Source organism: Streptomyces chartreusis, assembly GCF_008704715.1.
Classification (GTDB): Bacteria; Actinomycetota; Actinomycetes; order Streptomycetales; family Streptomycetaceae; genus Streptomyces; species Streptomyces chartreusis.
This window is the reverse complement of sequence record NZ_CP023689.1, coordinates 8,721,300-8,747,782: the sequence shown is the minus strand read 5'-3', so window position 1 is coordinate 8,747,782 and position 26,483 is coordinate 8,721,300. Positions and strand designations below refer to the sequence as shown.

Here is a 26,483-nt window from a genome sequence, read left to right as displayed (position 1 = left end):
AAATCCTTCCGTCACGGCCTGGGCGGCTGACGCTTCATCACCACTGGAGCCAGGCCTTGACGTGATCCACCGTCAGTCATGATTTTCGGACGCACCATTCGAAGCGATCACACGGGTTACGAGCACACCCTGACGGCCCTATGTCCACCCGCCGCGCCGCTCGGGACTCCGTGTTCACCCCGCAGAGGTTTGCAGCTCCCCGAAGTGGTGAGACGCGTGGGATGCACCAGCCCGTCGCCACAGTCACTGCCCGCGATCACCCCGCAGGGCCCTCACCTGCTCCTTTGAAGCCCCGGGACGCCTTCTTCGACAACGCCAAGTACGCGGCGATCGTCCTGGTGGCCGTGGGGCACGCGTGGGAACCGCTGCGCGACGGCAGCCGGACCGTGTCCGCCGCGTACATGCTGGTGTACGCGTTCCACATGCCGGCGTTCATCATCATCTCGGGCTATTTCTCGCGAAGCTTCGAGGGGCGCCCGAATCAGCTGAAACGCCTGGTCACCGGCCTGATCGTGCCGTACGTCGTGTTCGAGACGGCGTACACCCTGTTCACCCGGTGGACGGATCAGGAACCGGACCGGCCGATCAGCCTGCTGGATCCGCTGTATCTGACGTGGTTCCTGGTGGCGCTCTTCCTGTGGCGGCTGACGACCCCGCTGTGGCGGCGGGTGCGTCTGCCGCTGCCGCTCGCGCTGGCCGTGGCGATGCTGGCCACCCTCTCGCCGGACATCGGCAACGACCTCGACCTCCAGCGCGCCCTTCAGTTCCTGCCGTACTTCGTGCTGGGGCTGTCCCTGAAGCCCGAGCACTTCCGGATGGTCCGGCGCCGGGCGGTGCGGATCGCGGCCGTACCCGTGTTCGCCGGTGCTCTCTTGGTGGCGTACTGGGCTGTGCCTCGGATGACCGGCAGCTGGTTCTACCACCGCGACAGCGCGGAGGAGCTGGGGGCACCGCAGTGGTACGGGGTGGTGATGACGCCGGTGATGTTCGTCTGCTCGCTGGTGCTGGTGGCCTGCTTCCTCTCCTGGGTGCCCGGGCGGCGGATGTGGTGCACGGCGCTCGGCACAGGCACGCTGTACGGCTATCTGCTGCACGGCTTCGTCGCGCAGGGCGCCAAGTACGGGGGCTGGTACGACCCCGCCTGGATCCACCGGCCGCTCGGTGCGGTCGCCGTCACCCTCGTGGCGGCCTCGGTCGTGACGGTGCTGTGCACGGCACCCGTCCGGCGGGCCCTGCGCGGTGTGATGGAGCCGGAGATGCGATGGCTGTTCCGCAACGATCCGGACAAGTCGGGCGAGGAACGGGCAGTGGTCATGCGGGCGTGACCACGGTCACGGCTCGCTCACCAGCCCTGTGATGTGCGAGGTCACGGTGTCGAGGATGTCGTTCCAGGCCCCCTCGTCGCCGAGCACCAGATAGTTCAGGGTCAGCCCGTCGGTCATCGCGGCGAGGTAGCGGGCCAGCACGGGGGCGGGGACGCGCAGGCGCAGGCCCATCGTCCGGCCCAGTTGGTCGATGAGATCGGCGTAGGTCTCGGCGTACAGCTCGTACTGCCGTCGCGCCAGATGTTCGAAGCCGGGCTGGCGCAAGGCGTACTGCGCGAGCTCATAAGTGAGCATGTGCTCGTCCGGGTGGGCCCGGACGTGGTCCCAGTACGCCTGGAACCCCGCCCGGACGGTCTCCTCGAGGGTGCTCCGGGGCCGCAGCGCCTCCTTCACCAGCGTCACGTAGTGCCCGGTGATGGTGGTGATGACGGACTCGATCAGCTCCTGCTTGGAGTCGAAGCAGTAGTGGAAGACGCTCAGCGATACGCCCGCCTCGGCGGCGATGGACCGGGTGGTCGTCCTGGGGACGCCGTCCCGGGCCATCGCCCTGATCGCCGCTTCGGTGAGCTGTCGCCGCCGCTCGGCGGACGGCAACCGTGCCATGGAGTCCCTCTCGTGGGTGTCAGCTGCTGTGGACGCCGACCTCGTAGAGGGAGTAACCCCAGTCGGTGCCGCGCTCCTGGCCGTGGATACGTACGTACCTGGCCGGGGTGGCGGTGAACCTGGCCGTGTCCAGGCCGCCGTCGCCGGCGGTCGTGGACCAGGCGGTCCGCCAGTTCACGCCGTCCGTGGAGAGCTCGATGCGGTAGGCCTTACCGTACGCGCGCTCCCAGTCGAGGGTCACCCGTTTGACCAGGCGGGTGGAGCCGAGGTCGACCTGGAACCACTGGTCGTTGCTCCAGTCGCTGGCCCAGCGGGTGCCGCCGTCGCCGTCGACGGCCCGGCCCGGTTGGTAGCTCGTGAACAGGCTCCACTCGGACGAGCTGGCCGACGTGCTCGCACCCCGCGCCAGGTTCACCCCTGCCTCGTGGCCCTCGGAGGCCGCCCACGTGTCGAGGTAGGACTCGGCGCCCCGGAAGAGGTCGTCGACCACGTCCTGGCCGCCGACGCGCCGGATGTCCTCGATCCAGTCCGGGACGAGGCCGTAGTGGGCCGCGCCGTCGGTGTTGAGGTCCCAGGTGCGCTGACCGGTGGTCTGGCGGTCGATGACGGAGCCACCGTCGACGCTCTTGAAGGGGTACGTGACCTTGTTCGGGGCGTCCGCGCCACGCGGTCCCGGCCAGCCGCCGACGCCGTTCATGTCGGTGCCGTAGCCGTAGCCCACGCCGTACTTGTCGCGCAGTGCCTCGGTGCGCTTGGCCTCCGAGATGAAGCCCTCGGAGCCGTGCATGTACTGGGCGATGAAGCCGCCGAGGCCGTAGACCCGCTCGGTCCAGTCCATGTCCATCCAGCTGTGCGAGGACAGCACGCCGGGGTAGGAAGCGGACTCGAAGATGTCGAGGACGCGGCCGGTGGCCTTGACGCTCATGTGGTCGACCTCGAGCATCATCTTGCGTTTCATCATGCCCCGTACGGCGTACTCACCGAGATCGGTGAGCCCCCTGACGTTGCACTGGGCATCCGCGTTGTACGAGGGGACGTCCACGCCCGCCGGGAGTTCCTTCTCGGCCTCGGCAGCCGTGGCGTTGCCGATGGGGTTGTCGTGCTGCGGGCCCTTGCAGGTCTCGGTCTTCCAGAAGGTGCCGGTCGACAGGAACTGGCCGACGTTGATGGCCGTGCCGAGCCCGCCCGAGTCGAAGCGGACGCCGCACAGGGCGTTGTCGAACTTGTGGCACAGGAACATGCTGCGCACGCCCAGCGAGTACAGCTCGTCGAGGCCCTTGTCGATGTCCTCCTTGCTGCACTGCGCGATGTCGAGGATCTGCTTGCAGCCGAAGGGTTCGGAGGTCTCCACGCCGAGGATGACCGCCAGCTTGCCCTGCTCGATGACCTGGCGGGCCTGCGCGCTGTCGGTGACGATCCGGAACCAGCCCTTGCCCGTGCCGCCGTACTGCTTGTCGATGAAGGCCTGCATGTCGTACGTCAGCTTGGCCTGGAGCCGGATCGACGTCATCTCGTCGCAGCTGCGGTCCTTGAAGAAGTACACCGAGCAGATCACGCCGTTGGTGACGAGGTCGTTGACCAGGACGCGCTGGCCGCCGCGCCAGGCCCGCTCGACCCAGGTGTAGTAGTTCTGCTGGTGGGTCAGCGAGTCATGGGCGGGCCAGTCCTTGAAGGTGGGCCAGCCGACCGGGTCGTGCTTGCCGTCGCCGCCGTTGGTGATGAAGTCGAAGATCGCGAGTGAGCCGTCCGGGTAGTGCTCGGGACAGTCCTTGAGGGCGTCGGCGACACCTTGCTCGGAGAACGGCTTGCCGCAGATCAGACGGCCGCCGAAGGCTTCGTTGGCGAAGATGTGGTCGTGCGCGTCGACGAAGCCGCGGACCTCGCCCTTGGCGTTGGTGCCGGTGAAGGGCTCCCCCGTGACATTGATCTGGGAGTCCGGCGCGGGTCGTGCGCTCGGGTCCCACCAGTTGGCGCCGGCCGCCGAGCTCGGGGTGGGTCCGAGCGCGATGGACAGCACGAGCAGGAGGAGCGACACCACGGTGACGTTCTTGCGTCGGCGATACGGGCGTCCGGCAGTGGTCACAGCCCACGTCCCTCGGTCGGCGGGAGAGCGGGGTCGGGTTGTCATGACCTCGCAATATGTGCGACGAGGATGGCCACTGGCGCATGACGAGTCAAGAGTCCGGGACAAATGACCTACTGACGGGTCACAAGTGGGCCGCCGGCGGGGAGCCGGCTCAACTCGGGTGCGTGACGCGGATCTTCGACTGGCCGTGCGGGAGTTTCTCCCAGTCCGTCATGAAGCGGGCCCGCAGCCCGTGTCGCTCGGCGAGCGTCGTGAGGGTCTCGGTGCGGTAGTAGAAGTCCTCCCGCAGGACCTGGTGCTCCTCGCCCTCGGTGCGGTCGAAGGTGAAGTCGAACCAGCCGCCCGGCGCCAGCACCCGTCCGACGTTGGCCAGGCACTCCTCGATGACCGGCAACGGCGCGTGCGAGAAGACGCTGTGCGCGTGCACGACGTCGAAGTGGGCCTCGGGCAGGAACCGCAGCGTCAGGTCGCGCACCGGGGTGAGCATGGGCAGCCGTTGCTGGAGACCCATCGTCACCACGGTGTCCTGCGCGGCGAAGAGGATGTCCGGCGAGATGTCGATGCCGTAGTAGTGGCCGGGCTCCAGGTGCCGGATGAACCGCCAGCCGCCGCGCAGGTTGCCGCAGCCGATCTCCAGCATCCGGTGCGCGGGGCGCAGGCCGTGGCCGACGAGGTAGTCGAACTGCATCTCCCCGAGCGCCAGCCACCGCTCCCGGTTGTGGCTGCCTACGGCCGCGTCCGGGTCGGCCCGGGTGTCGGAGCGCATCACGGCGCGGTAGTAGGAGACATGGTCGGGATGACGGCGGCGCAGCCACATGTCGCGGGCCGAGCGCGCCAGATGGCGGGGCACCCGGTTGGGGTGGCGCAGGGCGTAGGCCAGGCGATGACCGAGGGCCGCACGGTTCACGGTGAGGTTCTTGGCCGGCATGAGGATCTTGCCTCCCTGGGGACGCGGGTACCTACGAGGATGCGCAGGGGGCGTGCCGAGGCGCCACAGGGCAGGACGGAAAATGCGCAGGGGGGTGCGTCGAGACGAAACAGGGGCGGGACAGAGGAGCGGGAGCCGCTGCACGGTTGGCATCCGGCGCGCTGGGCACGCAGGGCGGCGCGCAGGGCAGGCGCGGCTGCGGGATGGGCAAACAGGGCGGGCCATCCGGCAGGCGCGGCTGCGGGATGGGCAAACAGGGCGGGCCATCCGGCGGGCGGCACCGCCGTCGAAGCAACGCCTTCGACCTGTCGAACATCTCGGTGTGCGGATGCCGTTCGTGCATTACCGTGGAGTAGCCCGAGCTCGTGACGCAGCCATGACAACACCACAGGGATGGTGACCGTGCGCGGATCCTTGGTGAGAGCCACCCTCGCCGCCGTACTTCTGCTGGTCCCCCTGACGTCCCTTCCCGTGGCTGCGGCCGAGCCGGGTGCCGCGTCCGAGCCGTCCGCCACGGCCGCCCCGGCCCTCCCCGCCGAGGACTGGACGCCGCCGCTCAGCACCCGGGGCCGCTGGATCGTCGACGCGGACGGTGACCGCTTCAAGCTGCGTTCGGGCAACTGGCACGGCGCCAGCGGGACTTGGAACGGCTCGGGCGATCCCGAGGACGACGCCGCCCACCACGCCGGCGAGAACTCCGGCCGGATGCCGCTCGGCCTGGACCGGGCCCCGATGGCCGAGATCGTCGCGGGCTTCCGGGAGATCGGGATCAACAGCATCCGGCTGCCGTTCTCCAACGAGATGGTCCACGACAGCCGCCCCGTCACGGACGACTCCGTCGCCGCCAACCCCGCACTGCGCGGAAAGACCCCGCTCCAGGTGTACGACGCGGTGGTGCGCGAGCTCACGGCGGCCGGACTCGCGGTGATCCTCAACAACCATACGAACACGACCCGTTGGTGCTGCGGAGTCGACGGCAACGAACGCTGGAACGCGAGCCGGTCCACCGCCGTCTGGGAGGACGACTGGCTGTTCATGGCCCGCCGCTACCGGGACAACCCGCGCGTCGTCGGCGCCGACCTGTACAACGAGGTGCGCCGCAACGTCTGGGACGACCCCAACTGGGGCCTCGGCGACGACCACGACTGGTTCGCCGCCTCGCAGCGCGTCGGCGACCGCATCCTGACCGAGGCCAACCCGAATCTGCTGATCGTCGTCGAGGGCATCAACTGGACGGGCATCCCCGTCGACGGCTTCGCGCACGAACGTCCCACCCTGGAGCCGGCCCGCCGTCTGTCGCACACGCTCGTCGACTCCGGCAAACTCGTGTACTCGGCCCACTTCTACGACTACACGGGCCCCAACCACAGCGGCGCCACCGGAACGGGCGAGACCAGCGACCCTCGCTACCGCGACCTGAGCCCCTCCGAACTCGTCGCCGTGCTCAACCGCCAGGCGTTCTTCGTCTCCGGCGAGCAGGACCAGCACTTCACCGCCCCCGTCTGGATCAGCGAGTTCGGCGTCGGGGGCCGCGCCGAGACCGGGCAGAAGCCACGCGCCTGGTTCGAGAACTTCGTGGACCAACTCATCCGCACCGACGCCGACTTCGCCTACTGGCCGCTCGTCGGCTGGCACGACAACCGCCAGGGCAACGGCTGGGCGCTGCTGCACTGGGACGCCATGGGCCGACGGATGGGCCTGTACGACGGTGACGACTGGCGGGCCGCAGCCTGGACGCGGCTCATCGAGGCCGGCGGCCGCACCGGCCCCGTGGCGCCGGTCACCGAGTGGTCCATGCTCAGCCCCGACCACGGCGACTTCGTGCAGTCGAGGCGGATGCGCGCCCTGCCCGACTGGGACTCCGGCGCCCGCAAGTCCGTCTGCCCCGACGGGCAGCGGCTGATCGGGCTCGCCCACACCGGCAACCGGGGCCTGTGCTCGGACGTGACCGCCGGCGCCCTGTGGGCCCCGGCCGGCGGGCACGAGGTCGTCGTCGATGAACGGCACGTCCGCCCCGGCGGCGACTGGGCGTCCGGCTACACCAAACTCCAGTGCGCGGAGGGGCAGTTCCTCATCGGGTACAGCGTCCGTGGCGCGGCCGTCTCCGCCGCCCTGTGCGCCGCCGCCCCGGCCGGGAAGCTCGGCACCGGCGGCCGTACCCTCTGGTTCGACCGGGGTGACAACCGGGGGACGGCCGCCAAGGGCGGCGACTTCGCGTACGGCCGATACAAGGGCCAGTGCGCGGACGACGAGTACGCCGCCGGGATCGCCTACACCGGCCGGGTCGGGTCGTCGCGTACGCCCGACGCGCTGTACTGCCGAAAGCTGGGCTGAACGCCCGAAGGGGGCCGACACGCCCACCGAGGGGCCCGGACCGGCGAGCCGGGACGATCGCGCCGGGGGATGCTGGAATCCGGATGCGGATCACCTGTGCTGTCGCCGTGCTCGCCGCCGCGAACCTGTTGAACAACTGGCTCGCGCGGAGCCCCGCCATGTACGTGCTGATCTGCGTGACCGCGACGGCCGTGCTGCTGCTGATCGCCCGTTGGGACGGACTCACCCGGGCCGACCTGGGGCTCGACCCGGAGGGGGTGCGCCGGGGGCTGCGGTGGGCGCCCGTCCTGGTGGCGATCGTCCTGCTGGTCCTGCTGATCATTCTCGCCCTGCCGGCCGGGCGGGACGCGTTCCGGGACGCGCGGGCCGCGGATCTGTCCCTGGAGCGGATGCTGTTCGGGGCGCTGGTGCGGGTGCCGTTCGGAACCGTGCTGCTGGAGGAGACCGCCTTCCGCGGTGTGCTGTGGGCCATGATCCGGCGCCGGCACGGAACGGCGTGGGCGACCGGCCTGTCGTCGCTGCTGTTCGGGGTGTGGCATCTGATGCCCTCGCGGGGCATCAACCGCTCCAACGCCGCCGTGGGCTCGGTCTTCGGCGACGGCCCGGCGGGCGTGGCGCCGACGGTGGCCGTGGCGATCGTCGCCACGGCCCTCGCCGGGGTGGTGCTGTGCGAGCTGCGCCGCCGCTCCGGCAGCCTGCTCGCACCGATGGCCCTGCACTGGTCGGTGAACAGTCTCAGCTACGCGCTGGCCTGGGCGGCGCCCCGCTACTGGCTCGACGGCTGAACGCCGAACCCGGTACCGGGCGCTAGAAGTTGATCATGTGTCCGGCCAGGCCGTGCACCGCTTCCTTGACCGCCTCGCCGAGGGTGGGGTGGGCGTGGACGTTGCGGGCGACCTCGTGGACGGTGAGGTCCCACTGCTGGGCCAGGGTCAGTTCGGGCAGCAGTTCGGTGACGTCCGGGCCGATGAGGTGACCGCCGAGGAGTTCGCCGTACTTGGCGTCGCTGATCAGCTTCACGAAGCCGGTCGCGTCGCCGAGGCCGTGCGACTTGCCGTTCGCGGTGAACGGGAACTTCGCCACCTTCACGTCGAAGCCCCGCTCGCGGGCCTGCGCCTCGGTCCAGCCGAAGCTGGCGATCTGCGGCTGGCAGTAGGTGGCCCGCGGGATCATCACGTAGTCGAGCTCCATCGTCTCGGCGTCCGCGATGGTCTCGGCGGCGACGATGCCCATCGCCTCGGCGGCGTGCGCCAGCATCAGCTTCGCCGTCACGTCGCCGATGGCGAACAGATGCGGGACGGAGGTGCGGCAGCGGCCGTCGACGTCGATCGCACCGCGCTCGGTGACCTGCACGCCGGTGTTCTCCAGGCCGTACCCGGAGACGTTCGGTGCGAAGCCGATCGCCTGGAGCACCTTGTCGGCCTCCAGGACCTGCTGGGTGCCGTCCTTGCCGGTGACGGTGACGCGCACCAGCTCGCCCGACTCGTCGACGGTGTCGACCCGGGTGGAGGTCAGCACTTCGATGCCCAACCGGCGGTACTGCTTGGCGAGTTCGGCGGACACTTCGGCATCCTCCAGCGGCGCCATGCGGTCCAGGAACTCGACGATGGTGACCTTCACGCCGTAGTTGTGCAGGACGTAGGCGAACTCGAGGCCGATCGCGCCGGCGCCGGCGATGATGATCGACCGCGGCAACTCCTCGGCGAGGATCTGCTCCTCGTAGGTCACCACGCGGGCGCTGCGCCGGGTGCCGGGCAGCAGCTTGGGCGTGGCGCCCGCGGCGATGATGCAGTGGTCGAAGCCGATGGTGCGGGTTTCGCCGTCGTAGCCGGCCACCTGGAGGGTGTGCGGGTCGAGGAAGGTGCCGCGGCCGTCGATCTCAGTGATCTTGTTCTTCTTCATCAGGTAGTGGACGCCCTTGACCCGGCCGTCGGCGACCTTGCGGCTGCGGCGGAACGCCTCGCCGTAGTCGAAGGAGACCTGCCCGTCCACCTGGATGCCGAAGGTCTTCGCCTCGCGGGTGAAGATGTGCGCCAGTTCGGCGTTGCGCAGCAGTGCCTTGCTGGGGATGCAACCCACGTTCAGACAGACGCCGCCCCAGTACTTCTCCTCCACGACCGCGACCCGCTTGCCCAGCTGGGCGGCGCGGATGGCGGCCACGTAGCCGCCGGGACCGGCGCCGAGGACCACGACATCGAATCGCTCGTCCTGCTCGACCATGGGGAGTTCCTTCCTGAGTACGACGTCCTGCTCTGCCGGTGCCGGACTCCGTCGCGTGACGGTGTCCGGCTTCTTCCAGCATGACCGCATCCACGGGGTCGTGTGGCGATGCGGGAGGGTGACGGTGATCTCAGGTGGGGTACGCCGTGGCGGTGCCCGGTGTGTGTCAGCCGAGGCAGAGGAGGTTGAGCACGCAGAGCTGCTCCGGCGTGCTCTCCTCCGGTGCCGGGTTGCTCGGCGCCTGGGAGGCTCCGGAGTCCGCGCCCTCGGTCGGGGCCGGGGCCGGTGTCTGCTGGTCGGCCGACGAGCCGCCGCTGTCGCCCGAGTTTCCGCCGGAGGGCGGGGCGACGGTCTGCGTCTGCGGGACCGTGGTCGCCGTCGCGCTCGGGGTGGCGGCGGCGTCCGGTCGGGTGAACTGCCGGGTGGCGTGCGACGTGGTCACGGGCTCCCGAGCGACGTCCGTCGGGGACGGCTTCGACGTCGGCGTGTCGGTGCGCGGGGCCTTGTCGGTGTCCGGCGGGGTGGATGCCGGGCGGGCGAGTTCGGTGTGCTGCTCCGGGAGCGCCGCCTCGGGCCGCTCCGGCGCGGTGGCCGCCTGGGCCTTGTCGCCGGATCCGCGGTCCATCGACGCGACGGTCAGCCCGCCGCCCATCAGGGCCACGGCGGTCGCGACCACGGCCCGACGCTGGTTTTTCTTCCAGCGGGCCCGCTGACGACGCCGGGCCGCCCGGCCCTGCGGGGAGACGGGTGCGCCTTCGGCGCCTTCCAAGTCGTCGGCCGGGTCGTACGCCGCGGTCGTGTCCGGCTCGGCCGGCGGCGTCTCGTCGCGGAAGTAGCCGTCGTACCAGTTGTCGACCGGGGGGCTGCCCCATGCCGTCGCGGCGCCGGGCGCTGCCGACGCGGTGGGACCTCCTGCCGCGGAGGGAGCGATGTCCGGGGCGTAGGCACCGCACCCGGGGCACACGAGGGCCCCGTTGAGATGCCGCCGGCACGAGGAGCAGTAGTCCATCTGCGGTCTTTCTGGCTTGACTGCGCCATCGGCCCTGGTCGGCCGCGGCCTGGTCGTGTTCACACTCGAGATCGAACGGCCAGAACGCTAACGAGGCTTTGGACAGGCTGTGTGCAGCCCGAGTGATACTCCTGCGCAGATGTCTCAGGAAATGTGTACACCCGCTGCCCCGCTCACAGGTCGCAGCACCCCTCGCGGCGCATCAGGCGGCTCACCTCCAACCACTTTTCCTTCACATGTCGACCTGCGTCGGTAGCGAAGTCGCCGACCAGGTCCGACTGCTCGAACAGGACGCCTCCCCGCAGGACCGCCGCCGTACGGATCAGCGTGGCGAAGTCGGTGAACAGGTCGCCGTCGACGACCGTGAGGTCGGCCAGCTTGCCCTCCTGAAGCGTGCCGAGGTCGGCGTCGGCGCCGAAGACCCGGGCGGGCAGCAGGGTCGCGGTGCGCAGGGCCTCGGCGGGTGAGAGGCCGGCGCGGTGCAGGGCGCGCAGGGCCAGGTGGAGATGGAGCCCGACCGGGACGAGCGGCTGGTCCGTGCCCAGCGCGATCAGCCCGCCGCCCGCGAGGATCCCCCGGTACACGTCCATCTCCCTGCCAAGGGTGGCCAGTTGGGCGGCGGTGGGCGGTTGCCCGGCCTGTTCGCGGACGAGCGCGGTGTCCCACGGCGGCATGAGCGCGGTGACCCGCGGGTCGTCCGCGAGGGCCGGGTCGGCGCCGAGGAGGGCCAGTGCCGTGAACGGGGTGGCGACGAGGTGGAAGCCGGCGGCGGTGTAGATCTCCCGCACGTCCTGGAAGGCACGCCCGGTCGCGGAGGTCGCGTGCCCGAACTCCAGCCGCTGGGTGGCCTGCAAGTGCGTGGTCAGGTCCTGCCCCAGCTGCACACCGGGCGTGCACAGATGGCTGCCGCTGCGCACCCCGAGCCGCTCGTGCCCGAAGTCCGCGGCCTCCTTCATCACCCAGCCCGGGGCGCGGACGTACGTCTTCACGAAGTCCCAGTCCAGCGCCTCGGCCCGCGCCAGCGTGCGGTGCAGGCCCTCGCGGGTGCGGTGGGCGCGGCCCATGCTGTAGGCGACCCGCGGCCCGTCGAGGAGTTCGCCGGTGGCCAGCAGCCGGGGTCCGGCGAGCTCACCTGCGGCGACGGCCTCCCGGATGCGGGCCTGCTCGTAGGCGAAACCGCCCAGCGAGACGGCCGTGGTGATGCCGTACGCGAGTTGCAGCGCGGTCTGCCGGCCGCCGTACGTGGTCTGCCAGGGATGGGTGTGCGCGTCCCACAGTCCCGGGATCACGGTGCGGTCGCTCGCGTCTACACGGCGTGCGGCCGGGCGGCCGGCGCGATGCGGGGACACCTCGGCGATACGTCCGTCACGGACCACGACGTCGATGTCCTCGCGGACCTGTTCGCCGGTGCCGTCCCAGATGCGGCCCGCGTGCACGACGGTGTCGGCCGGGCGCGGCCGGCGGTGGTCCAGCGGGACGCGGACGGTACGGGTCCTGCCGCTGCCGACGTCCAGCAGGCGCAGGCGGCCCGCGGAGAGGTAGAGCAGGGTGCGGGCGTCGGCGGACCAGGACGGGTGGTCGGCAGGTTCGGAGGTGAGCCGGCGCGGGTCGCCGTCCGGGGTGCCGTCGGCCCGGACCGGCAGCAGCCATAGCGCCGACTCCACGACGACGGCCATCGAGCGGCCGTCCGGGGACCAGACGGGTCCGGAGTCGTAGCGGTCGGAGAGCGAGGTGTGCGGGGCGAGGGCGTGCAGGGCGGCGGCGCCGGTGGTCGTGTCGACGACACGGATGAGGTTGTAGCCCTCGCGGAAGCGCTGGTTGAGCCGGTTGCGGTCACACAGGGCGACGTACCGGCCGTCGGGCGACCAACTGGGCCGGCCGGGCAGCCCGCCCGCGCCGAGCGGTGCGGCGAGGACCCGTTCGGTGCCGTCGGGCAGGTCGCGCACCACGAGGTTGCCGGACATGTCCAGGCACGCCAGCCGCGTCCCGTCGGGCGACAGCGCGGGGAAGACTCGGCCGCCCCCGGCGAGCACCGTCTCCTCCCCCGAGCCTAGGTCGCGGCGCCGTACGGCGAACAGGCCGTCGCGGTCGTCGGCGTACACCAGCCCCGTGCCGTCGGGCGTCCAGACCGGCGCCAGCACATAGCGGGTCGGGGGCACTTGCAGCACCTTGCGGGGCTTGCGTCCGCCCGTGGTCCCTGTGGTCCACAGGGCGTTGAGCGCGGCGAAGGCGACGCTGCGGCCGTCCGGTGACAGGGCGGGCAGGTGCAGCGCGCGGACGGGCCGGGTGCCGGTGGCCTCGAAGTCGTACGTCTTGCCGCGGTAGCGGGGCCGGTCCATGGACAGTGTGGCGGTGAACGGGATCTCCTCGCCGTCGCCGGGTGCGTCCGGGTCGACCAGGCGGAAGTGGCCGTCGACCGTGAGGAGCAGCCGCTCGCCGTCCGTCCAGCGGGGCGGCGCGGGCAGGACGTCGCCCTGTACGGCGACCGGTTCGCCGTCCACGACGAGGGTGCAGGACGCGGCGGGTGAGCCGGTGGTCCGCAGGTACGCCAGGCGTCCGGCCGGGGAGACCGCCGGGGTCATGAGCTGGGCGCCCGAGTCGTCGGTGTGGTCGACGGCGACCGGGCCCGAGCCGTCGGCAGCCACCGAAGCGATCGTGGTCGCGCGCAGGGTGCCCGTGGCGGTGACACCGGCCCGCACGAAGAGGACCCGCTCGCCGTCGGGCGACCACACCGGGTCGAAGTCCTCCCGGCGGGCGTCCTGCCCCGGGCCCTGCTGACCCGGGCGTCCGGTGAGGCGGGTCAGCCCGCCGGTGCGCACGTCCACGACCCAGATGCGGTACGGGGCGCCGGTCACGGTGTCGCCGCCGCGCTCGGAGGCGAACGCGATCCGGGTGCCGTCCGGCGACCAGGCCGGGCCGCGGTCGTCCCAGGGCCCGTCGGTGAGCTGCTTCAGTCCGGAGCCGTCGGGTCGCAGCGTCCAGAGGTGGAAGCCGCCGCCCCGATAGGCACAGACGACGAGCCGACTGCCGTCGGGCGAGAACTGCGGACGGGTGGGTTCGAGGCCGGGCGAGGTGAGCGGTACGGCGGTGCCGCCCTGCCGGGGAACGGACCACAGCACGTTCTGGACCTCGGCGACGAGCCGGTCACCGGAGGGGGCGAGGGTGGCGGAACCGCCCGTGGCGGCGGTGAAGGAGAGAGTGGTCGTGCCGGAGGCGGCGGCCACGCCCGGTGTGCCGACGGTGGCGAGCGCGGTGGCAGTGGCGGTGGCCTGGAGGAATCTGCGGCGGGAGAGCGGGCCGTGAGGGAGGGCGCCGGAAGTGTCTTCGGTGTCCAAGGGAGCTCCCAGTGCGCGGAGTTGGCGGATCGGACGGGAGAGACCACTGGTGGCAACGTACGGCGCGGGACCCGGTCACGGGCCCCACGGCGGCGCTTCTCGGCCGTTCTTCGCCCCCGGCACGGCCAGAAACAGCAGTTGGGCGGCGACGAGTACGTCGATCACGCCGCACCACTCGGCGAAGGCCCGCAGAAGAGGACCGCGCTGCCGGCCTGGACGCCGAGGACGGCCCGCCCGTGCGGTTTCCTCCGGGCAAGTGATCGCCCTCAACGGCGAGTTGACGGCCCCGTCCGGTCCGACGCTGGACGACGAGATCGCCAACGTGACCCGGGTGTCCGCCGCGGCCGGCATCTACGCGCGGTTGACTTCGGCTCCCGGTGCCGTGGCCGCAGAACTCACCGACCCGGCTCGGCATCGTCTAGGTCTGGTGCGGCACAGCCGGGCAGGGCATGCCGAAGTGGAGTACCGGGTCGCGGACGGCTTGGCGCGGCTGCGGTGAGCAATGACGGGGCCGAGGAGCACGCGGGCGGGTCGGAGGGGACGGGCCTGCGCGGCCTCACCGAGCGGCTGGAGGCTTCGGAGCGGGAAGCTCGCCCGGCAGCGGGACGGCGACCGCTTCGTGGTCACGGCCGCGCCGGCCGCCCGGTCGGGCGGGATCATCCGGGACATCGCCGCAGGCCGTCGCTATGTGGATCCGGACATCGCCGCCTCCGCGCTGACCGGGGACGACTGCCCGCTCACCGACCGGGAACTGGAGGTGCTAAGGGCCGCTCGCGCGGGCGCGTCGATCGCGGAGATTGCCGTCGAAGGACATCTGGCTCCCGGCGCTGTTCAGAGCCATCTCTCCGTGGCCATGTCCAAGCGGGGGGGCGCCGATGCGCCATGCGGCCGCGCACCGGGCGTGGGAGCAAGGCTGGATCTGATCCCTCTCCGACGCCCGGTGGGCGACGGCGGTCAGACGCGGCCGGCCGCCGCGGCCTTGCGGAGTTCCTCCGCGTCGTAGATCACCTCGGCGCGGACGAGGGCGCCGTCGCGGACTTCGAGCAGTTCGGCGGCGGTCATGGTGCCGGGTACGGCGGCGAGGTTCCAGGAAACGAAGGCGCAGGCCCGGTCCCCGTCGACGAATCGGTGGCGGACGGTGAAATCGGTGGCGGCCGGGCCGAATTGCCCGGCCATCGCGCGGAAGCCGTCAGCGGATTCAAAGTTGCCGACCGGACCGACGAAGACGAAGTCGTCCGCGAGGGGAACCTCGCTCATGTCTCCGTCACGGTTGATCCAGGCGTCGTAGTACCGCTCGACGATTTCTGCCGTGGTCATGCGACCAACTCCCGTAGAGAACTGTGCAGGTGGCCATGGGCACAGGAGTGCCCGACGGCTCATTCACATCGCTTGGAAATACTAGTGGCGGAGGGAGAAGGCCGCAGAAGGTCGACGACACGGGCACGGAAATTCGGCCGAACACGCACGGCGAAGGCGGTCCGGAGGTTTCGAACGCGCCTGAATTCAAACGGCAGGTTAACTGCCGATGCGCTTCACCATTTCCCGCAGGTCCGGATCGGCGTTCGCCCGGTCGAAGGCGGCGGCGAGCGTCTGGAGATAGACCGGAACGGCGGCTTCCAGAGTCTCGCGGCCGGACGCCGTGATGGCGGTGAATACGCCACGCCGGTCCTTCTCGTAGTGAATGCGCTCGACGAGAACCTGTCGCTCCAGGCGGGTGACCAGACGACTGACGGAGCTCTGGTTCATGCCGACCGCCTCGGCCAGCGCCTGCATCCGCAACCCCGGCCGACCGCTGCCGGAGATCTTGGCGAGCGCCTCCAGCGCGGTGTACTCGCTCAGCGACAGGCCGAAGCGGTCCTGAAGGGCCTTCTCGACCAGCTCGGAGACCTGGGTGTGGAAGGCGGCGAGCTTGTTCCAGGCACCCTGCTCTGTCTGGGTGGCCTGTCGTTCCGATGCGCTCTGACTCATCGCTACTACCCTCCTGACGCCGGAGGAGCAGCTCGCGGCAACCAACAACGGTACAACTACCTAATGTACTCGTAAAGGTACGCGCAATCATTGCACAGGACCACATCCACTCGCCAGCGGACCGGCGTCGGGATCCGGCGCTAGGGATGTGACCGAAAAGCCGTACTCCGGGCCACGATCTCGAAGCATTCGGCCGACTCGTGACGGGTACTGCCGTGCAATCGCTGAACGTGCGCCGCATACGATTCGGCCGTTCCCGGACCCAGCGCCGCGCGCAGTCGTTCCCCGCCGAGTCCGACCGCGCTCGCCAGTGCCGCGTAGTGCCGGGAGTCGGCCGGCGCCTTCGCCACCGCTTCGACCGTGAAGCCGGCCGCCGTCAGCGCGCTCGTCCACTGCCGTGACGCGCGGTGGACGCCGGGCAGGTCGGTCCCGGTGACGATCACGGTCCCCTCCTCGGGCTCCAGGACGCGCCGCCAGCCGCGCGCGGCGACCGCGAGGGGTGTCGAGGGCCAGAAGTCGAGGGCCACCACCACATCGAAGGAGGCGACGGGCAGGTCGAGTTCGTCCAGATGCGCCACGGTGAAGTCGAGGTCCGGGGCGGCCGGCACCGGGTGCGGCCGCGCCGCCGTACCGGCCGCTTCTCGCACCCCGACGACCTGGAACTCCTTCGTTTCCAGATCTGTCATACCCCGCTGTCGCAGCAACGCGCCGATATCCAGAATTCGTTGACCGGACCGCACCCCGGCGCGGGCTAATATCCGGCGGGTCTCTGTCGTTTCGCTGTCGTTGGCCTCGGTGTCCGGCGGTCGTTTCCGGTGACTTGCGTCGCGAGGCTCGATCGAATCTTGATTGACCGGGTTTCGTACGGCCATGCACGCCCCCATCATCCCCGTTATGGAGCAACTGCCGTCCAACTCGAAACAATTGACGACAGCGATCCCCGCACAAGCGTACTCCATACCGCCGCACTCCCCCGGGCGCTCGGCCCCGGTGTGGGCGACGCGACACAGGCCGACTTGGCACTTGCCCGGGAAGTGACGATCGGGTGAAGGAATGGTGAGCGGAGGCGTGGCAATGCCCGAGGAGCAGGAAGTCAGATTCTCGCCAACTGTTCGGCGAAACGCTCCACTGTTTCCATGGTCTGATCGGCATTCAGCCTGGGGTCGCATGCGCTGCGGTAGGCAAATGGCAGATCATTCTCGGAGATCCCGCAACGGCCCCCGACGCATTCGGTCACGGGCTCGGCGGTGCTCTCCAGATGCAGGCCGCCGGGCCGGGCGCCGCCGCGGCAGACCGCCCGCACGAACGCCTCGCTCTCGGCGACCACCGCCCCCATGTGCCGGGTCTTGTGGCCGGAGGCGGCCCGGACGGTGTTGCCGTGCATCGGGTCGCACAGCCACACGGCCGCGTGCCCGGCCGCGCGGACCGCTTCGACCAGCGGGGTCAGTCGCTCCTCGATCCGGTCCGCGCCCATCCTGGAGATCAGGACCAGCCTGCCGGGCCGGCGTTCGGGGTCGAGGGTGGCGGCGAGGCGTACGACCTCATCCGGTGACATTCCCGGGCCTACCTTGCAGCCGACCGGGTTCAACAGCCCGGCGAGGAAGCGCACATGGGCGCCGTCGGGGTGGCGGGTCCGCTCCCCCGTCCAGGGCAGGTGGGTCGAGGTCAGTACCCAGCCCTGCGCCTCGGCGTCCCATCGGGTCAGCGGCTCCTCGTAGTCCAGGACGAGGGACTCGTGGCTGGTCCACAGCGCGGGCAGGCCGTCGCCCCAGTGCCCGCGCATGGGCAGGCCCTCGTCGGCGGCGCGGCGCAGCAGGAACAGGGTGCGCGCGGCGTGCTCGTAGCCCCAGAGCATGCGGCGTGGATCGGGGCGGCGCGCGGTGGCGTCGGGTGCCATGTCGTTGACGAGGAAGCCGCGGAAGGCGGGCATCGGGATCCCGTCTACCTCCTCGGTCGGCGAGGAGCGGGGCTTGGCGAACTGCCCGGCGATCCGGCCGACCGTGAGCACGGGCAGCGCGAGCCGTTCCCCGACGACCCGGGAGACGTCCCGGAACAGCTCCAGGGTGCGGCCGATGCCGGCCGGGGTCGCCGGGGCGAAGGGCTCGGCGCAGTCCCCCATCTGGATCACCATGCCGCGGCCGTACGCCACTTCGGCCAGCCGGCGCCGTAGCGTCAGTACCTCCTCGGCGGTCACCAGCGCGGAGCGCGCGGCGAGTTGGGCGTGCGCCTGCCGCAGCCGGTCGTCGTACGGCCAGCCGGGCGGTTGGCCGGCCGGCAGTCCGCGCCAGCGTGCCGGGTGCCAGGGGGCGCGGCCGTGCAGCGAGGTCACCGTCAACTCCCGCATGGGGCGTCGTCCTCCGTCTCGTGCGCGTCGAAAGCCGGCGTGGTCGCCATGTCAGGGGCGTCCGTCCGCCATGTCCCGGAGGATCGTCTTGAGGATCTTGCCGGAGCGGTTGCGCGGCAGGGTGTCCAGGAAGGTGATCAGGGCGGGCCGGTGATGGCCGGCGAGTTCCGCCGTGATGAGCCGGGTGAGTTCGTCGGGGGTGGGGCGGGCCGAGGGGGCGGGCACCACGTAGGCGATGGGCACTTCACCGTGTGCCGGGTCGGGCCTGCCCACGACGGCCGTGTCGGCGACTCCGTCGTGCGAGAGCAGCACCCGCTCGATCTCCGCCGGGTGCACGTCCTGCCCGCCGGTGGTGATCACGTCGGTCTGCCGGCCGACGAGCGTGAAATGGCCGGCCGTGTCGGCCCGGCCCAGGTCGCCGGTGTGCAGCCAACCGCCGCGGGTCGCCTCGGCGGTGGCCTGCGGGTCGGCCCAGTAGCCGCGCATCAGGCTGTCGCTGCGCACACAGATCTCGCCGTACTCCTCCGGTGCCGCCTCGGTGCCGTCGGGACGGCGGATCCGCACGTCGACGCCGTGCAGGGGCCGGCCCGCGCCGAGGGCGGGGTGCCGGTCGGGCGGCGTGTGCGGGTCCGGGTGCTCGTGCGGGGCGAGCATGGCGAAGTGCCCGCCGGCCTCGGCGGCGCCGTACGCCTGCCGGAAGGCGCAGCCGAAGGTGCGGGCGGCGTCGCGGTAGACCTCCCAGGGCAGCGGGGCGCCGCCGTACACGATCTCCTGGAGGCTTCCGGTGTCGTGCGGCCGTGAGCGGGACGCCTGGAGCAGGTGCCGCAGGGTCTCGGGGTCGAGCCAGAGGTGGGTGGCCCGGTGCCGGGTCACCGCGTCCAGCGTGCGGTGCGGTGCCGACGCGGGCGGCAGGACGACGCCGGCGCCGCCCGCCAGGTACGTGAACGACATGGCGACGCTGGAGTGGAACAGCGGGGCGCAGTTGACGAGCGTCGCCTCCTCGGCCGGACCGGCCGCCGCGAGCCAGGCGAGGCAGACCTGCATCAGGCTCCGGTGGTCCCAGATCACCGCGCGGGCCCGGCCGGTGGTCGCCGAGGTGTGCATGATCGCGACGGGGTCGTCGGGGCGCACCTGCGGCCAGGAGCCCTGGTACGGCGGCAGGCCGGACATGCCGGCGAGGTCCAGGGCGACCGGTAGGGCGAGGTCGTGGGCCCGAGTGGGGCTCGCGGGGTCGGCGAGGACGGCCACCGCGCCGGCCCTCCGGGCGACGGCGGCCGTCTCCTTCTCGGGGCCGGCCGGGTCGACCGGTACGGCGACGGCGCCGATCCGGGCCAGGGCGAAGTACGCCTCGAACACCTCGATCCGCTCCGGGGCCGGCAGCAGGACCCGGTCGCCCGGTCCGAGGCCCTGTGCGAGCAGCCCTCCCGCGAGGGCGTCCACCCGCTCGGCCAGCTCGCTCCACGTCACGTCACGCCGGTCGTCCACCAGGGCGGTGCGTCCGGCACGCCGGCGGCGGTTGCGGTCCAGGATCTGGGTCAGCCACATGCGAGGTCATCCGTCCGACGGTCCGTCATCGAGTCCTGCGGAACGGCTCATCGAGCCGAGGGGGCTTCCATCCAGAGTATAGACCCATACAATGTATGCATGAGTATTGATTCTTCAGACGAACGATCGGGCGACCACCAGGGCCGCAGCGGCGCCCCTCCCGGATTACCGGCCCACGACCCCACGCACCCCGTGGAGAGCGCCGTGATCAGCCGTTTGTCCGGCAACTGGCATCGGCGCGCGGCGGTCAAACGCCAGGAGCCGGACCTGGACGACCTGTTCGAGCCGGACCGGCCCGACTGCCCCGACAGCCTGCTGCCGTTCCGCGACCACCCCACCTATCTCGCGCTGGACGACGGGACGAAGGCGCGGCTGCGCGCCTGGGGCTGGATCGCGTTCAACAAGAACATCCAGGACATCGAGCAGCGGGTGGTCAATCCCGGCTTCGCCCTGATGGCCGCCGAGGCATTCGAGACCGGGCTCGGCGAATCCATGACGGTGGCCGTGACCCAGGCGATGGTGGACGAGCAGTACCACACCCTGATGCACCTCAACGCCAGTGCGGTGACCCGCCGTCGGCGCGGCTGGGCCATGCCCGACAGCGCGCTGCCGCTCGGCCACAAGGCCCGCAGGCACGAGGAACGCCTGGCCGCCGCGGCGACACCGGCCCTGCGCCGGCTGGACCAGCTCGCCTACACGACGGTCGCCGAGATCTCCATCAACGCCTACCTCGACCTCGTCGCCGACGACGACGCCGTCCAGCCCATCAACCGCGCCACCGCCGACCTCCACAACCGCGACGAGTACTGCCACTCCTCGATCGCGGCCGAGATCGCCAAGGCCGCCTACGCCCATCTGACGCCCGAGCACCGGCGGTTCTTCCTCGCCTCGCTCGCCGACGGCATGGAGGCGTTCGCGGCGAACGACTACACGACCTGGCACCGGATCGTCGAGCTGACGGACGTGCCGGGCGGGCGGCGGATGCTCCAGGACGTGGCAGCGTCGGCCGCGCGCAAGCGGCTGCTGCAGGACTTCGGCGGGCTGCACCGGCTGTGCCGCGAGATGGACGTCCTGGACGAGCTGCCCTTCGACTGGTCGACCGTCTCCGTCGGCTGACCGGCCGCCCCGCCCTGACCCACGTCCGACCGTCGGCGGCACCCGCACCCACCACCGGCGACCGTTCCGACCCTCTGAAGGGGCCATGCGCACACTGCTGATCGACAACCACGACTCCTACACCTACAACCTCTTCCAGCTGCTGGCCGAGACCTATGGCCAGGAGCCGACGGTCGTGCCCAACGACGACCCGGCCTGGAGTCGGCTGGACGTCGACGCGTTCGACGCGGCGGTGATCTCACCGGGCCCCGGGCATCCGTCGGGGCGACGGGACTTCGGGCATTCGCGCGCGCTGCTGGAGCACACCGGACTGCCCGTCCTCGGGGTCTGCCTCGGGCATCAGGGCATCGGGCTGCTCGCGGGCGCGCGGGTGGTCGGCGCGCCCGAGCCCCGCCACGGCCACCTCACGACGGTCGAGCACGACGCGACCGATGTCTTCGCCGGTCTGCCCGACCGCTTCACCGCCGTGCGCTACCACTCGCTGTGCGTCGCCGAACCGCTGCCGCCACAGCTGGAGGTGACGGCACGGGCCGAGGACGGCGTGATCATGGGGCTGCGCCATCGTGAACTGCCGCGGTGGGGCGTGCAGTTCCACCCCGAGTCGATCTCCACCGAGTACGGCGCCGAACTGATGGCGAACTTCCGGCGACTGGCGCTGGCGGCCCGCCCAGGACGGCAGGTGCCGCAGCCGCGCACCGCCGCTCCGGCCCGACACCCCGCGACTCCGGCCGCCGCAGGCCCGTCCCCGGAACCCGCCCTGCGCGCCCATGTGCGGTGCCTGGAGCGGGCCGTGGACGCGGAGTCGGCGTTCACCGCCCTGCACGGCGACAGCAGCCGTGCGTTCTGGCTCGACAGCGCCCATGTGGAGCCGGGCCTGTCCCGCTTCTCCTTCATGGGCGACGCCGACGGCCCCGACGGCGAGGTGCTCACCTACCGCGTCGGCGACGCGTCCGTGATCGTCGAGCCCTCGGGCGGCATCCCGTACCTGGAGCACGGCACGATCTTCGACGTCCTGGACGGCCGGCTGCGCCGCGAGGTCACCGGCACCGAGGACCTGCCCTTCGACCTCTCCGGCGGCTATGTCGGGTACTTCGGCTACGAGTTGAAGGCCGACACGGGCGCCGACAAGAACGCCCACCGGGCCCCGGCGCCGGACGCGATGTGGCTGCGGGCGCACCGCTTCCTGGCCGTCGACCACCTGGAGGGGCGCACCTATCTGGTCGGCCTCGCCGAACCGTCGGACGCCGCCTACGCCGAGGAGTGGCTGGACCGCACGGCCGCGGTGCTGCGTACCCTCCCCGACGCCGTGGCCGCGCGGCCGGTCCCGACCGCGGCCGACCCGGATGTCACCCGCTGGCTGGCCCGGCCCCGCGAGCAGTATCTGGCCGACATCGCTGCCTCCCAGCGGCAGTTGCGCGCCGGGGAGAGCTACGAGATATGCCTGACCAACAGCCTGCGGCTGCCGGCCCCGGTCGACGATCTGGCCTACTACCGCAGGCTGCGCAGCCTGAACCCGGCGCCGTACGCGGCACTGCTGCGCCTCGGCGAGCTGTCCGTGTTCTGCTCCTCGCCGGAGCGTTTCCTGCGGATCGACCGTGACCGGACCGTGGAGAGCAAGCCCATCAAGGGAACCACCCGCCGCAACCCGGACCCCGCGCTCGACGAGGCCCTGCGCGCCTCCCTCCCCGGCGACCCCAAGACCCGCGCCGAGAACCTGATGATCGTCGACCTGCTGCGCAACGACCTCGGCCGGATCTGCCGGGTCGGCAGCGTGCATGTACCGGCGTTCATGGCGACCGAGTCGTACACGACCGTGCATCAGCTGGTGTCCACCGTGCGCGGCACACTGCGCCAGGACGCGAGCGCCATCGACTGCGTCAAGGCGTGCTTCCCCGGCGGGTCGATGACCGGTGCGCCCAAGCTGCGCACCATGGAGATCATCGACTCCCTGGAGGATCAGGCCCGCGGGATCTACTCGGGCGCCCTCGGCTTCATCGGCTACTCCGGCACGGCGGATCTCAACATCGTGATCCGTACGGCCGTACGGTGGCGGGAGGAGTTGAGCGTGGGCGCCGGCGGGGCGATCGTGCTCGACTCGCAGCCTCTCGCCGAGTACGACGAGATGCTGGTCAAGGCGGAGGCCACGCTGCGCGCACTGCCGCTGCCGGCCGCCGACACGCCCGCACCGGGGGCTCCGGTGGCCCCCTCGCTCGGCGACCGCATCGGCTAGCTTGGGGAGTGGGCCCGATCCCGGCCGCGCACCGCGGCCGCCGCAACCGCGACATGCCGACCGGAGGTGGCATTGTTTGCCAGCGAGCAGATCAAGCTGTTGGCCGAATCGGGATGGAACACCTGCGACTCCGTACGGCAGGGCGTCGAGCGGGCGGGGCTTCCGCTCCCGACCGCCGCGTATCTGAAACGCACCGTGGACGCCTCGCAGTGGGGCCGCGCGGAGCGTGCCGTCGAGGCACTGCGTGAGCACTTCAAGGGTGCCCGGTTCGCCGACGAGACGGTCTTCGGCGTCCTGCTGGTGCCCGATCCCGACAAGCTCGACACCCGTGGCGCGGTCGATCCGGCAATGCGCGCCGACCAGACAGGCAAGACCGGCAAGGGCGCGGTCGATGTGGTCGACCGCGCCCTTCCGGCGGGCAGGCTGGCGGTGCCGCCGGGCACCGACTGGACGCCGGTGGCCACCGTGACCGGCCCGACCGGGCTGCACTTCGGCAGCTTCGACGACATCACGGCGGCGGACGCCGCCACCTTCACGGTGGACGGCGTCGACACCAGGGAGTTGATGGTGCGCCAGATCTGGGGCGCGCGCGTGCTTCAGTCCGGGAGCGAGCTCCCGGACTGCGAGGTCGGTGGCGGCTGGACGTTCACGCTGTTCCCCGGCGAGCCCCAGGTGGACGGCAAGGCCGTCTCCGGCACGGTGCTGCACGACAAGGTGCGGTTCCGGCTGGGGCGGAGCGACCGGGGAATCGCGGTGGTGCGGGTGAGTCCGGCGCTGGTGGCGGCCTGATCAGCCGCAGCCGCCCGCGTGTCCCAGGTCGCTGGAGCGGGCGTCATGCGCTGCGATCGACACCGACGGCGGCGGGGCGGGCACGTCCGACTCGGCGCCCTCCCCCACCACCGCGAGGAAGTCCGCGAGCCGGTCGATGCCCCAGAACTTCTGGCGGCGGTGCATGAAGAACGGGACGCCGAAGACGTCGTCACGGTGGATGTCGAGGAGTGCACGGACGCCTTCGGCGCGTATGTGCTCGTCGTCGGCGGCATGTTCGGCGGCGCCCGGGTCGACGCCGACTTCGGCGGCCAGTCGCCCGACGGTCCCCCGGTCGGAGATGTCCAGGTTCTCCTGCCAACGGGCACGGTAGACACGGTCGATGAAGGCGAGTCCCCGACCCTGTGCCGCCGCCACCACATAGGCGAGGTGGGACGCCTCCCACCAGGGCGCGACGTCCTGTGGCCAGGTGACCGCGAGTCCGCGCCGGGCGGCCAGGCGCCGTACGTCGCCGAGCATGTACAGGTGCTTCTCGCGCGACATCGGCGTGTAGGGGAAGCGGCCGCCGGCCTCGGTGAGCAGCTTCTCGCTGTGTGCGTCGGGCTCCCAGAACGGCCGCCACTCCGCGGCGTCCACGACGTCCGGTCGACCGGTGGTGAGGTCGTGGAAGGCCAGCCAGGAGTACGGGCTGCGGAAGGAGAAGTAGATACGGGGACGACGCGGTGAGCGCGCCATGGCGGCCTCCTCGGAGGTGTCGGACGCTAGATGGTGATCCCGCCGTCGACCTGGACGACGGCTCCGGTGATGTACGAGGCCCGGTCCGAGGCCAGGAAGCCGACCAGGTCCGCCACTTCCCGCACCGTGCCGAACCGGCCCAACGGCACGCTGTCGACGGCCCGTTGGTGTTCGCGCTCGCGCAGCACCGCCGTCATGTCGGTGTCGATGAATCCGGGCGCGACGACGTTCGCCCGGACTCCGAAGCCGCCCACCTCCTTGGCGAGCGCGCGGGTGAAGCCGATGATCCCGGCCTTGGAGGCGGAGTAGTTGGCCTGGCGGGGGTTGCCGTAGACGCCCGAGACCGAGGACAGGGTGATCACGACGCCGCGACGGCGCTTCATCATCCCCATGATCACGGCGTGGCAGGCGGTGAAGGTACCGTCGAGGTTGATCCGCAGCACCTGACGCCAGTCGTCGTCGGTCATGGTCACCACCGGGTTGTCCCGGGTGACGCCGGCCGAGGTGACCAGCACCTCGACGGGCCCCAGTTCCTCCTCGACGTCCCGGACCAGGGCCCTGACGTCGTCCGGGTCGGTCACGTCGACGGGGCGGGACAGGACCCGGGCGCCGAGTTCCTCGGCCTCCTTCTCGACCTCCCGGGCCGCGTCGGAGCGGGCGCGGTAGCAGAACGCCACGTCGTGTCCGTCGCGGGCGAGTTGGCGTACGACGGCGCGGCCGATGCCGCGGGAGCCGCCGGTGACCAGGGCGACGGGCCGCCGGTCGTGGTCCATGGGGTGATCCTCTCTTGTGCGGTGTCGGTCGGCGGGCGGTCAGGCGAGGCGCAGCACGGCGCAGCCGACGACGCCGTCGGGGTCGGCGGTGGTGACCAGGGCCGCACGCCCGGCCGCCGCCGGATCCTCCTCGGCGCTCGCCAGGAGGGCGGCGATCTGGAAGGCGGCGGAGGCGGCTCCGGTGTCGCCGAGCAGGCCGGTGCAGGACAGCCGGAGCGGGTCGTGGCCGCCCAGCACCTCGGCGAGCGCGGTGCGTTCCCGGTCGCCGTACGGTCCGGGGGCGTCCGCGGGGGCGAGGGCCCACAGGTCGGCCGGCGTGAGGCCGGCCCGCCGCAGGGCGCGGCGCACACAGTCGGCGAGGACCGGTCCCGCGTCCTTCTCGTCGGCCGGCAGCGCGATCTCGACTGCCGCCAGCTCGGCGAGGGGCGTCCGGCCGGCGCCCGCTTCGGTGCCCGCCTCCAGCAGCAGGACCGCGCATCCCTCACCGGTCAGCGGCGCCTCGTCGGGTTCCGCCGGTTGGTGCTCGCCGCGCGCGTGCCAGTCCAGCCAGGCGCGTTCCGCGGAGAACTCCTCGGCCGCGCCGCACACGACGGTGCGTGCGTGGCCGCAGCGCTGGAGCCGCTGGGCGTGGTTGAGGGCGAGCAGGGCGGAGGCACGGCCGCCGGCGATGGTGACGTTGGGGCCGCGCAGGCCGTGCCGGATCGCCGACTGTCCCGCCGCGCAGTTCATGACGGTGTTCGGGAAGCGGGCGGGGTCGACCAGGTAGGGCCGGTCCTGGGTGAGCGAGTCGCGGGTGAAGCTCATGATGCTGCCCACGCTGCCGTTCGAGGTGCCGAGGACAAGGCCGGTGTCCTCGTCGAGGCCCGGGATGCGCGCGCCCTCGCCGTCGTCGAGGAGTCTGCCCACGGCGGCGACGGCGAGTGCGGTGACCCGGTCCATGGAGCGGGTGCCCTTGCGGCCCAGCAACTCGCGCGGCTCGCCGCCGGGTACGAGGCAGGCCCGGTCGGTGGGCGCGGCCCAGCGCTCGGGGTCGAGCGCGGTGACGGCCGGCTGCTTCGCCCGTACTCCCGCCCCGAACGCCTCCCGTCCGACGCCGAACGCGGACACCGCCGACCAGGCGGAGACGACCGGTCCCGTGGCGCTCATCGGCAACCTCCCTGCGGC

At 71.5% G+C, this 26,483-nt stretch carries 22 protein-coding genes; 8 read left to right on the top strand and 14 right to left on the bottom strand.

Features of this window, described 5'->3' with window-relative positions; translation table 11 throughout:
* The first annotated feature begins 221 nt into the window (after positions 1–221).
* Complete coding sequence (locus CP983_RS38760) at positions 222–1,325, top strand: acyltransferase family protein (RefSeq protein WP_150504898.1); 1,104 nt, start codon at positions 222–224, stop codon at positions 1,323–1,325.
* Positions 1,326–1,331: 6 nt separating this feature from the next.
* Here the strand turns inward: CP983_RS38760 and CP983_RS38755 are convergent, their stop codons facing one another.
* From CP983_RS38755 to CP983_RS38745, 3 genes are all read right to left on the bottom strand, one after another.
* Positions 1,332–1,928 (bottom strand): TetR/AcrR family transcriptional regulator, encoded by a 597-nt coding sequence (locus tag CP983_RS38755; protein WP_030947931.1) that lies wholly within the window; start codon positions 1,926–1,928, stop codon positions 1,332–1,334.
* A 19-nt stretch (positions 1,929–1,947) separates the two neighbouring features.
* Positions 1,948–4,011 carry a discoidin domain-containing protein gene (locus CP983_RS38750; RefSeq protein ID WP_150504896.1) on the bottom strand — a complete coding sequence of 688 codons (2,064 nt, stop codon included), beginning with the start codon at positions 4,009–4,011 and terminating at the stop codon, positions 1,948–1,950.
* 154 nt (positions 4,012–4,165) lie between these two features.
* A complete protein-coding gene (locus tag CP983_RS38745) occupies positions 4,166–4,942 on the bottom strand; it encodes a class I SAM-dependent methyltransferase (protein WP_150504894.1) in 777 nt (258 codons plus the stop codon).
* Positions 4,943–5,335: 393 nt separating this feature from the next.
* Between CP983_RS38745 and CP983_RS38740 the strand changes: the two genes are divergently transcribed.
* Positions 5,336–7,276: a glycoside hydrolase family 5 protein gene (locus CP983_RS38740; protein ID WP_150504893.1), complete on the top strand. Its 1,941-nt coding sequence runs from the start codon at positions 5,336–5,338 to the stop codon at positions 7,274–7,276.
* 83 nt (positions 7,277–7,359) lie between these two features.
* Complete coding sequence (locus tag CP983_RS38735; RefSeq protein ID WP_150504891.1) at positions 7,360–8,061, top strand: CPBP family intramembrane glutamic endopeptidase; 702 nt, start codon at positions 7,360–7,362, stop codon at positions 8,059–8,061.
* Between the two features lie 22 nt (positions 8,062–8,083).
* Here the strand turns inward: CP983_RS38735 and lpdA are convergent, their stop codons facing one another.
* From lpdA to CP983_RS38720, 3 genes are all read right to left on the bottom strand, one after another.
* Entirely contained in the window at positions 8,084–9,496 is a 1,413-nt protein-coding gene (lpdA, locus tag CP983_RS38730) for a dihydrolipoyl dehydrogenase (protein ID WP_107911628.1), read from the bottom strand.
* A 166-nt stretch (positions 9,497–9,662) separates the two neighbouring features.
* A complete protein-coding gene (locus CP983_RS38725) occupies positions 9,663–10,505 on the bottom strand; it encodes an SCO2400 family protein (RefSeq protein WP_150504889.1) in 843 nt (280 codons plus the stop codon).
* A gap of 173 nt (positions 10,506–10,678) precedes the next feature.
* Complete coding sequence (locus CP983_RS38720) at positions 10,679–13,840, bottom strand: amidohydrolase family protein (protein ID WP_150504887.1); 3,162 nt, start codon at positions 13,838–13,840, stop codon at positions 10,679–10,681.
* 256 nt (positions 13,841–14,096) lie between these two features.
* Between CP983_RS38720 and CP983_RS38715 the strand changes: the two genes are divergently transcribed.
* Both CP983_RS38715 and CP983_RS44880 read left to right on the top strand, forming a co-directional pair.
* Entirely contained in the window at positions 14,097–14,339 is a 243-nt protein-coding gene (locus CP983_RS38715; protein WP_150504885.1) for a hypothetical protein, read from the top strand.
* Between the two features lie 3 nt (positions 14,340–14,342).
* Positions 14,343–14,843 (top strand): helix-turn-helix transcriptional regulator, encoded by a 501-nt coding sequence (locus CP983_RS44880; protein WP_229914831.1) that lies wholly within the window; start codon positions 14,343–14,345, stop codon positions 14,841–14,843.
* Here CP983_RS44880 and CP983_RS38705 read toward each other — a convergent pair.
* The 5 genes from CP983_RS38705 to CP983_RS38685 all read right to left on the bottom strand — a co-directional run bounded on the left by CP983_RS38705 (position 14,795) and on the right by CP983_RS38685 (position 19,697).
* Positions 14,795–15,157 carry a nuclear transport factor 2 family protein gene (locus CP983_RS38705; protein WP_167537822.1) on the bottom strand — a complete coding sequence of 121 codons (363 nt, stop codon included), beginning with the start codon at positions 15,155–15,157 and terminating at the stop codon, positions 14,795–14,797. The genes CP983_RS44880 and CP983_RS38705 overlap by 49 nt on opposite strands.
* Positions 15,158–15,355: 198 nt before the next feature.
* Positions 15,356–15,808 carry a MarR family winged helix-turn-helix transcriptional regulator gene (locus CP983_RS38700; RefSeq protein ID WP_107911636.1) on the bottom strand — a complete coding sequence of 151 codons (453 nt, stop codon included), beginning with the start codon at positions 15,806–15,808 and terminating at the stop codon, positions 15,356–15,358.
* Positions 15,809–15,948: 140 nt separating this feature from the next.
* A complete protein-coding gene (locus tag CP983_RS38695) occupies positions 15,949–16,494 on the bottom strand; it encodes a class I SAM-dependent methyltransferase (RefSeq protein ID WP_107911637.1) in 546 nt (181 codons plus the stop codon).
* A gap of 407 nt (positions 16,495–16,901) precedes the next feature.
* Positions 16,902–18,152: a 3-deoxy-7-phosphoheptulonate synthase gene (locus CP983_RS38690; protein ID WP_150504881.1), complete on the bottom strand. Its 1,251-nt coding sequence runs from the start codon at positions 18,150–18,152 to the stop codon at positions 16,902–16,904.
* Between the two features lie 51 nt (positions 18,153–18,203).
* Complete coding sequence (locus CP983_RS38685) at positions 18,204–19,697, bottom strand: class I adenylate-forming enzyme family protein (RefSeq protein WP_150504879.1); 1,494 nt, start codon at positions 19,695–19,697, stop codon at positions 18,204–18,206.
* A 204-nt stretch (positions 19,698–19,901) separates the two neighbouring features.
* Here CP983_RS38685 and CP983_RS38680 point away from each other — a divergent pair, with 204 nt between their 5' ends.
* From CP983_RS38680 to CP983_RS38670, 3 genes are all read left to right on the top strand, one after another.
* The gene (locus tag CP983_RS38680; protein ID WP_229914832.1) at positions 19,902–20,813 is read left to right on the top strand and encodes an AurF N-oxygenase family protein; all 912 of its coding nucleotides are present in this window, start codon (positions 19,902–19,904) and stop codon (positions 20,811–20,813) included.
* An 85-nt stretch (positions 20,814–20,898) separates the two neighbouring features.
* The gene (gene pabB / locus CP983_RS38675) at positions 20,899–23,043 is read left to right on the top strand and encodes an aminodeoxychorismate synthase component I (protein WP_150504877.1); all 2,145 of its coding nucleotides are present in this window, start codon (positions 20,899–20,901) and stop codon (positions 23,041–23,043) included.
* Between the two features lie 66 nt (positions 23,044–23,109).
* Positions 23,110–23,832 (top strand): hypothetical protein, encoded by a 723-nt coding sequence (locus CP983_RS38670; protein WP_150504875.1) that lies wholly within the window; start codon positions 23,110–23,112, stop codon positions 23,830–23,832.
* Here CP983_RS38670 and CP983_RS38665 read toward each other — a convergent pair whose 3' ends face one another.
* The 3 genes from CP983_RS38665 to CP983_RS38655 are packed head-to-tail and all read right to left on the bottom strand — an operon-like array spanning position 23,833 to position 26,465.
* Complete coding sequence (locus CP983_RS38665) at positions 23,833–24,546, bottom strand: 2-hydroxychromene-2-carboxylate isomerase (protein ID WP_150504873.1); 714 nt, start codon at positions 24,544–24,546, stop codon at positions 23,833–23,835.
* A gap of 26 nt (positions 24,547–24,572) precedes the next feature.
* A complete protein-coding gene (fabG, locus tag CP983_RS38660; protein WP_125528551.1) occupies positions 24,573–25,319 on the bottom strand; it encodes a 3-oxoacyl-[acyl-carrier-protein] reductase in 747 nt (248 codons plus the stop codon).
* A 39-nt stretch (positions 25,320–25,358) separates the two neighbouring features.
* On the bottom strand, positions 25,359–26,465 hold the full coding sequence (locus CP983_RS38655) for a beta-ketoacyl synthase N-terminal-like domain-containing protein (protein WP_150504871.1): 1,107 nt from the start codon (positions 26,463–26,465) through the stop codon (positions 25,359–25,361).
* Positions 26,466–26,483 lie beyond the last annotated feature (18 nt).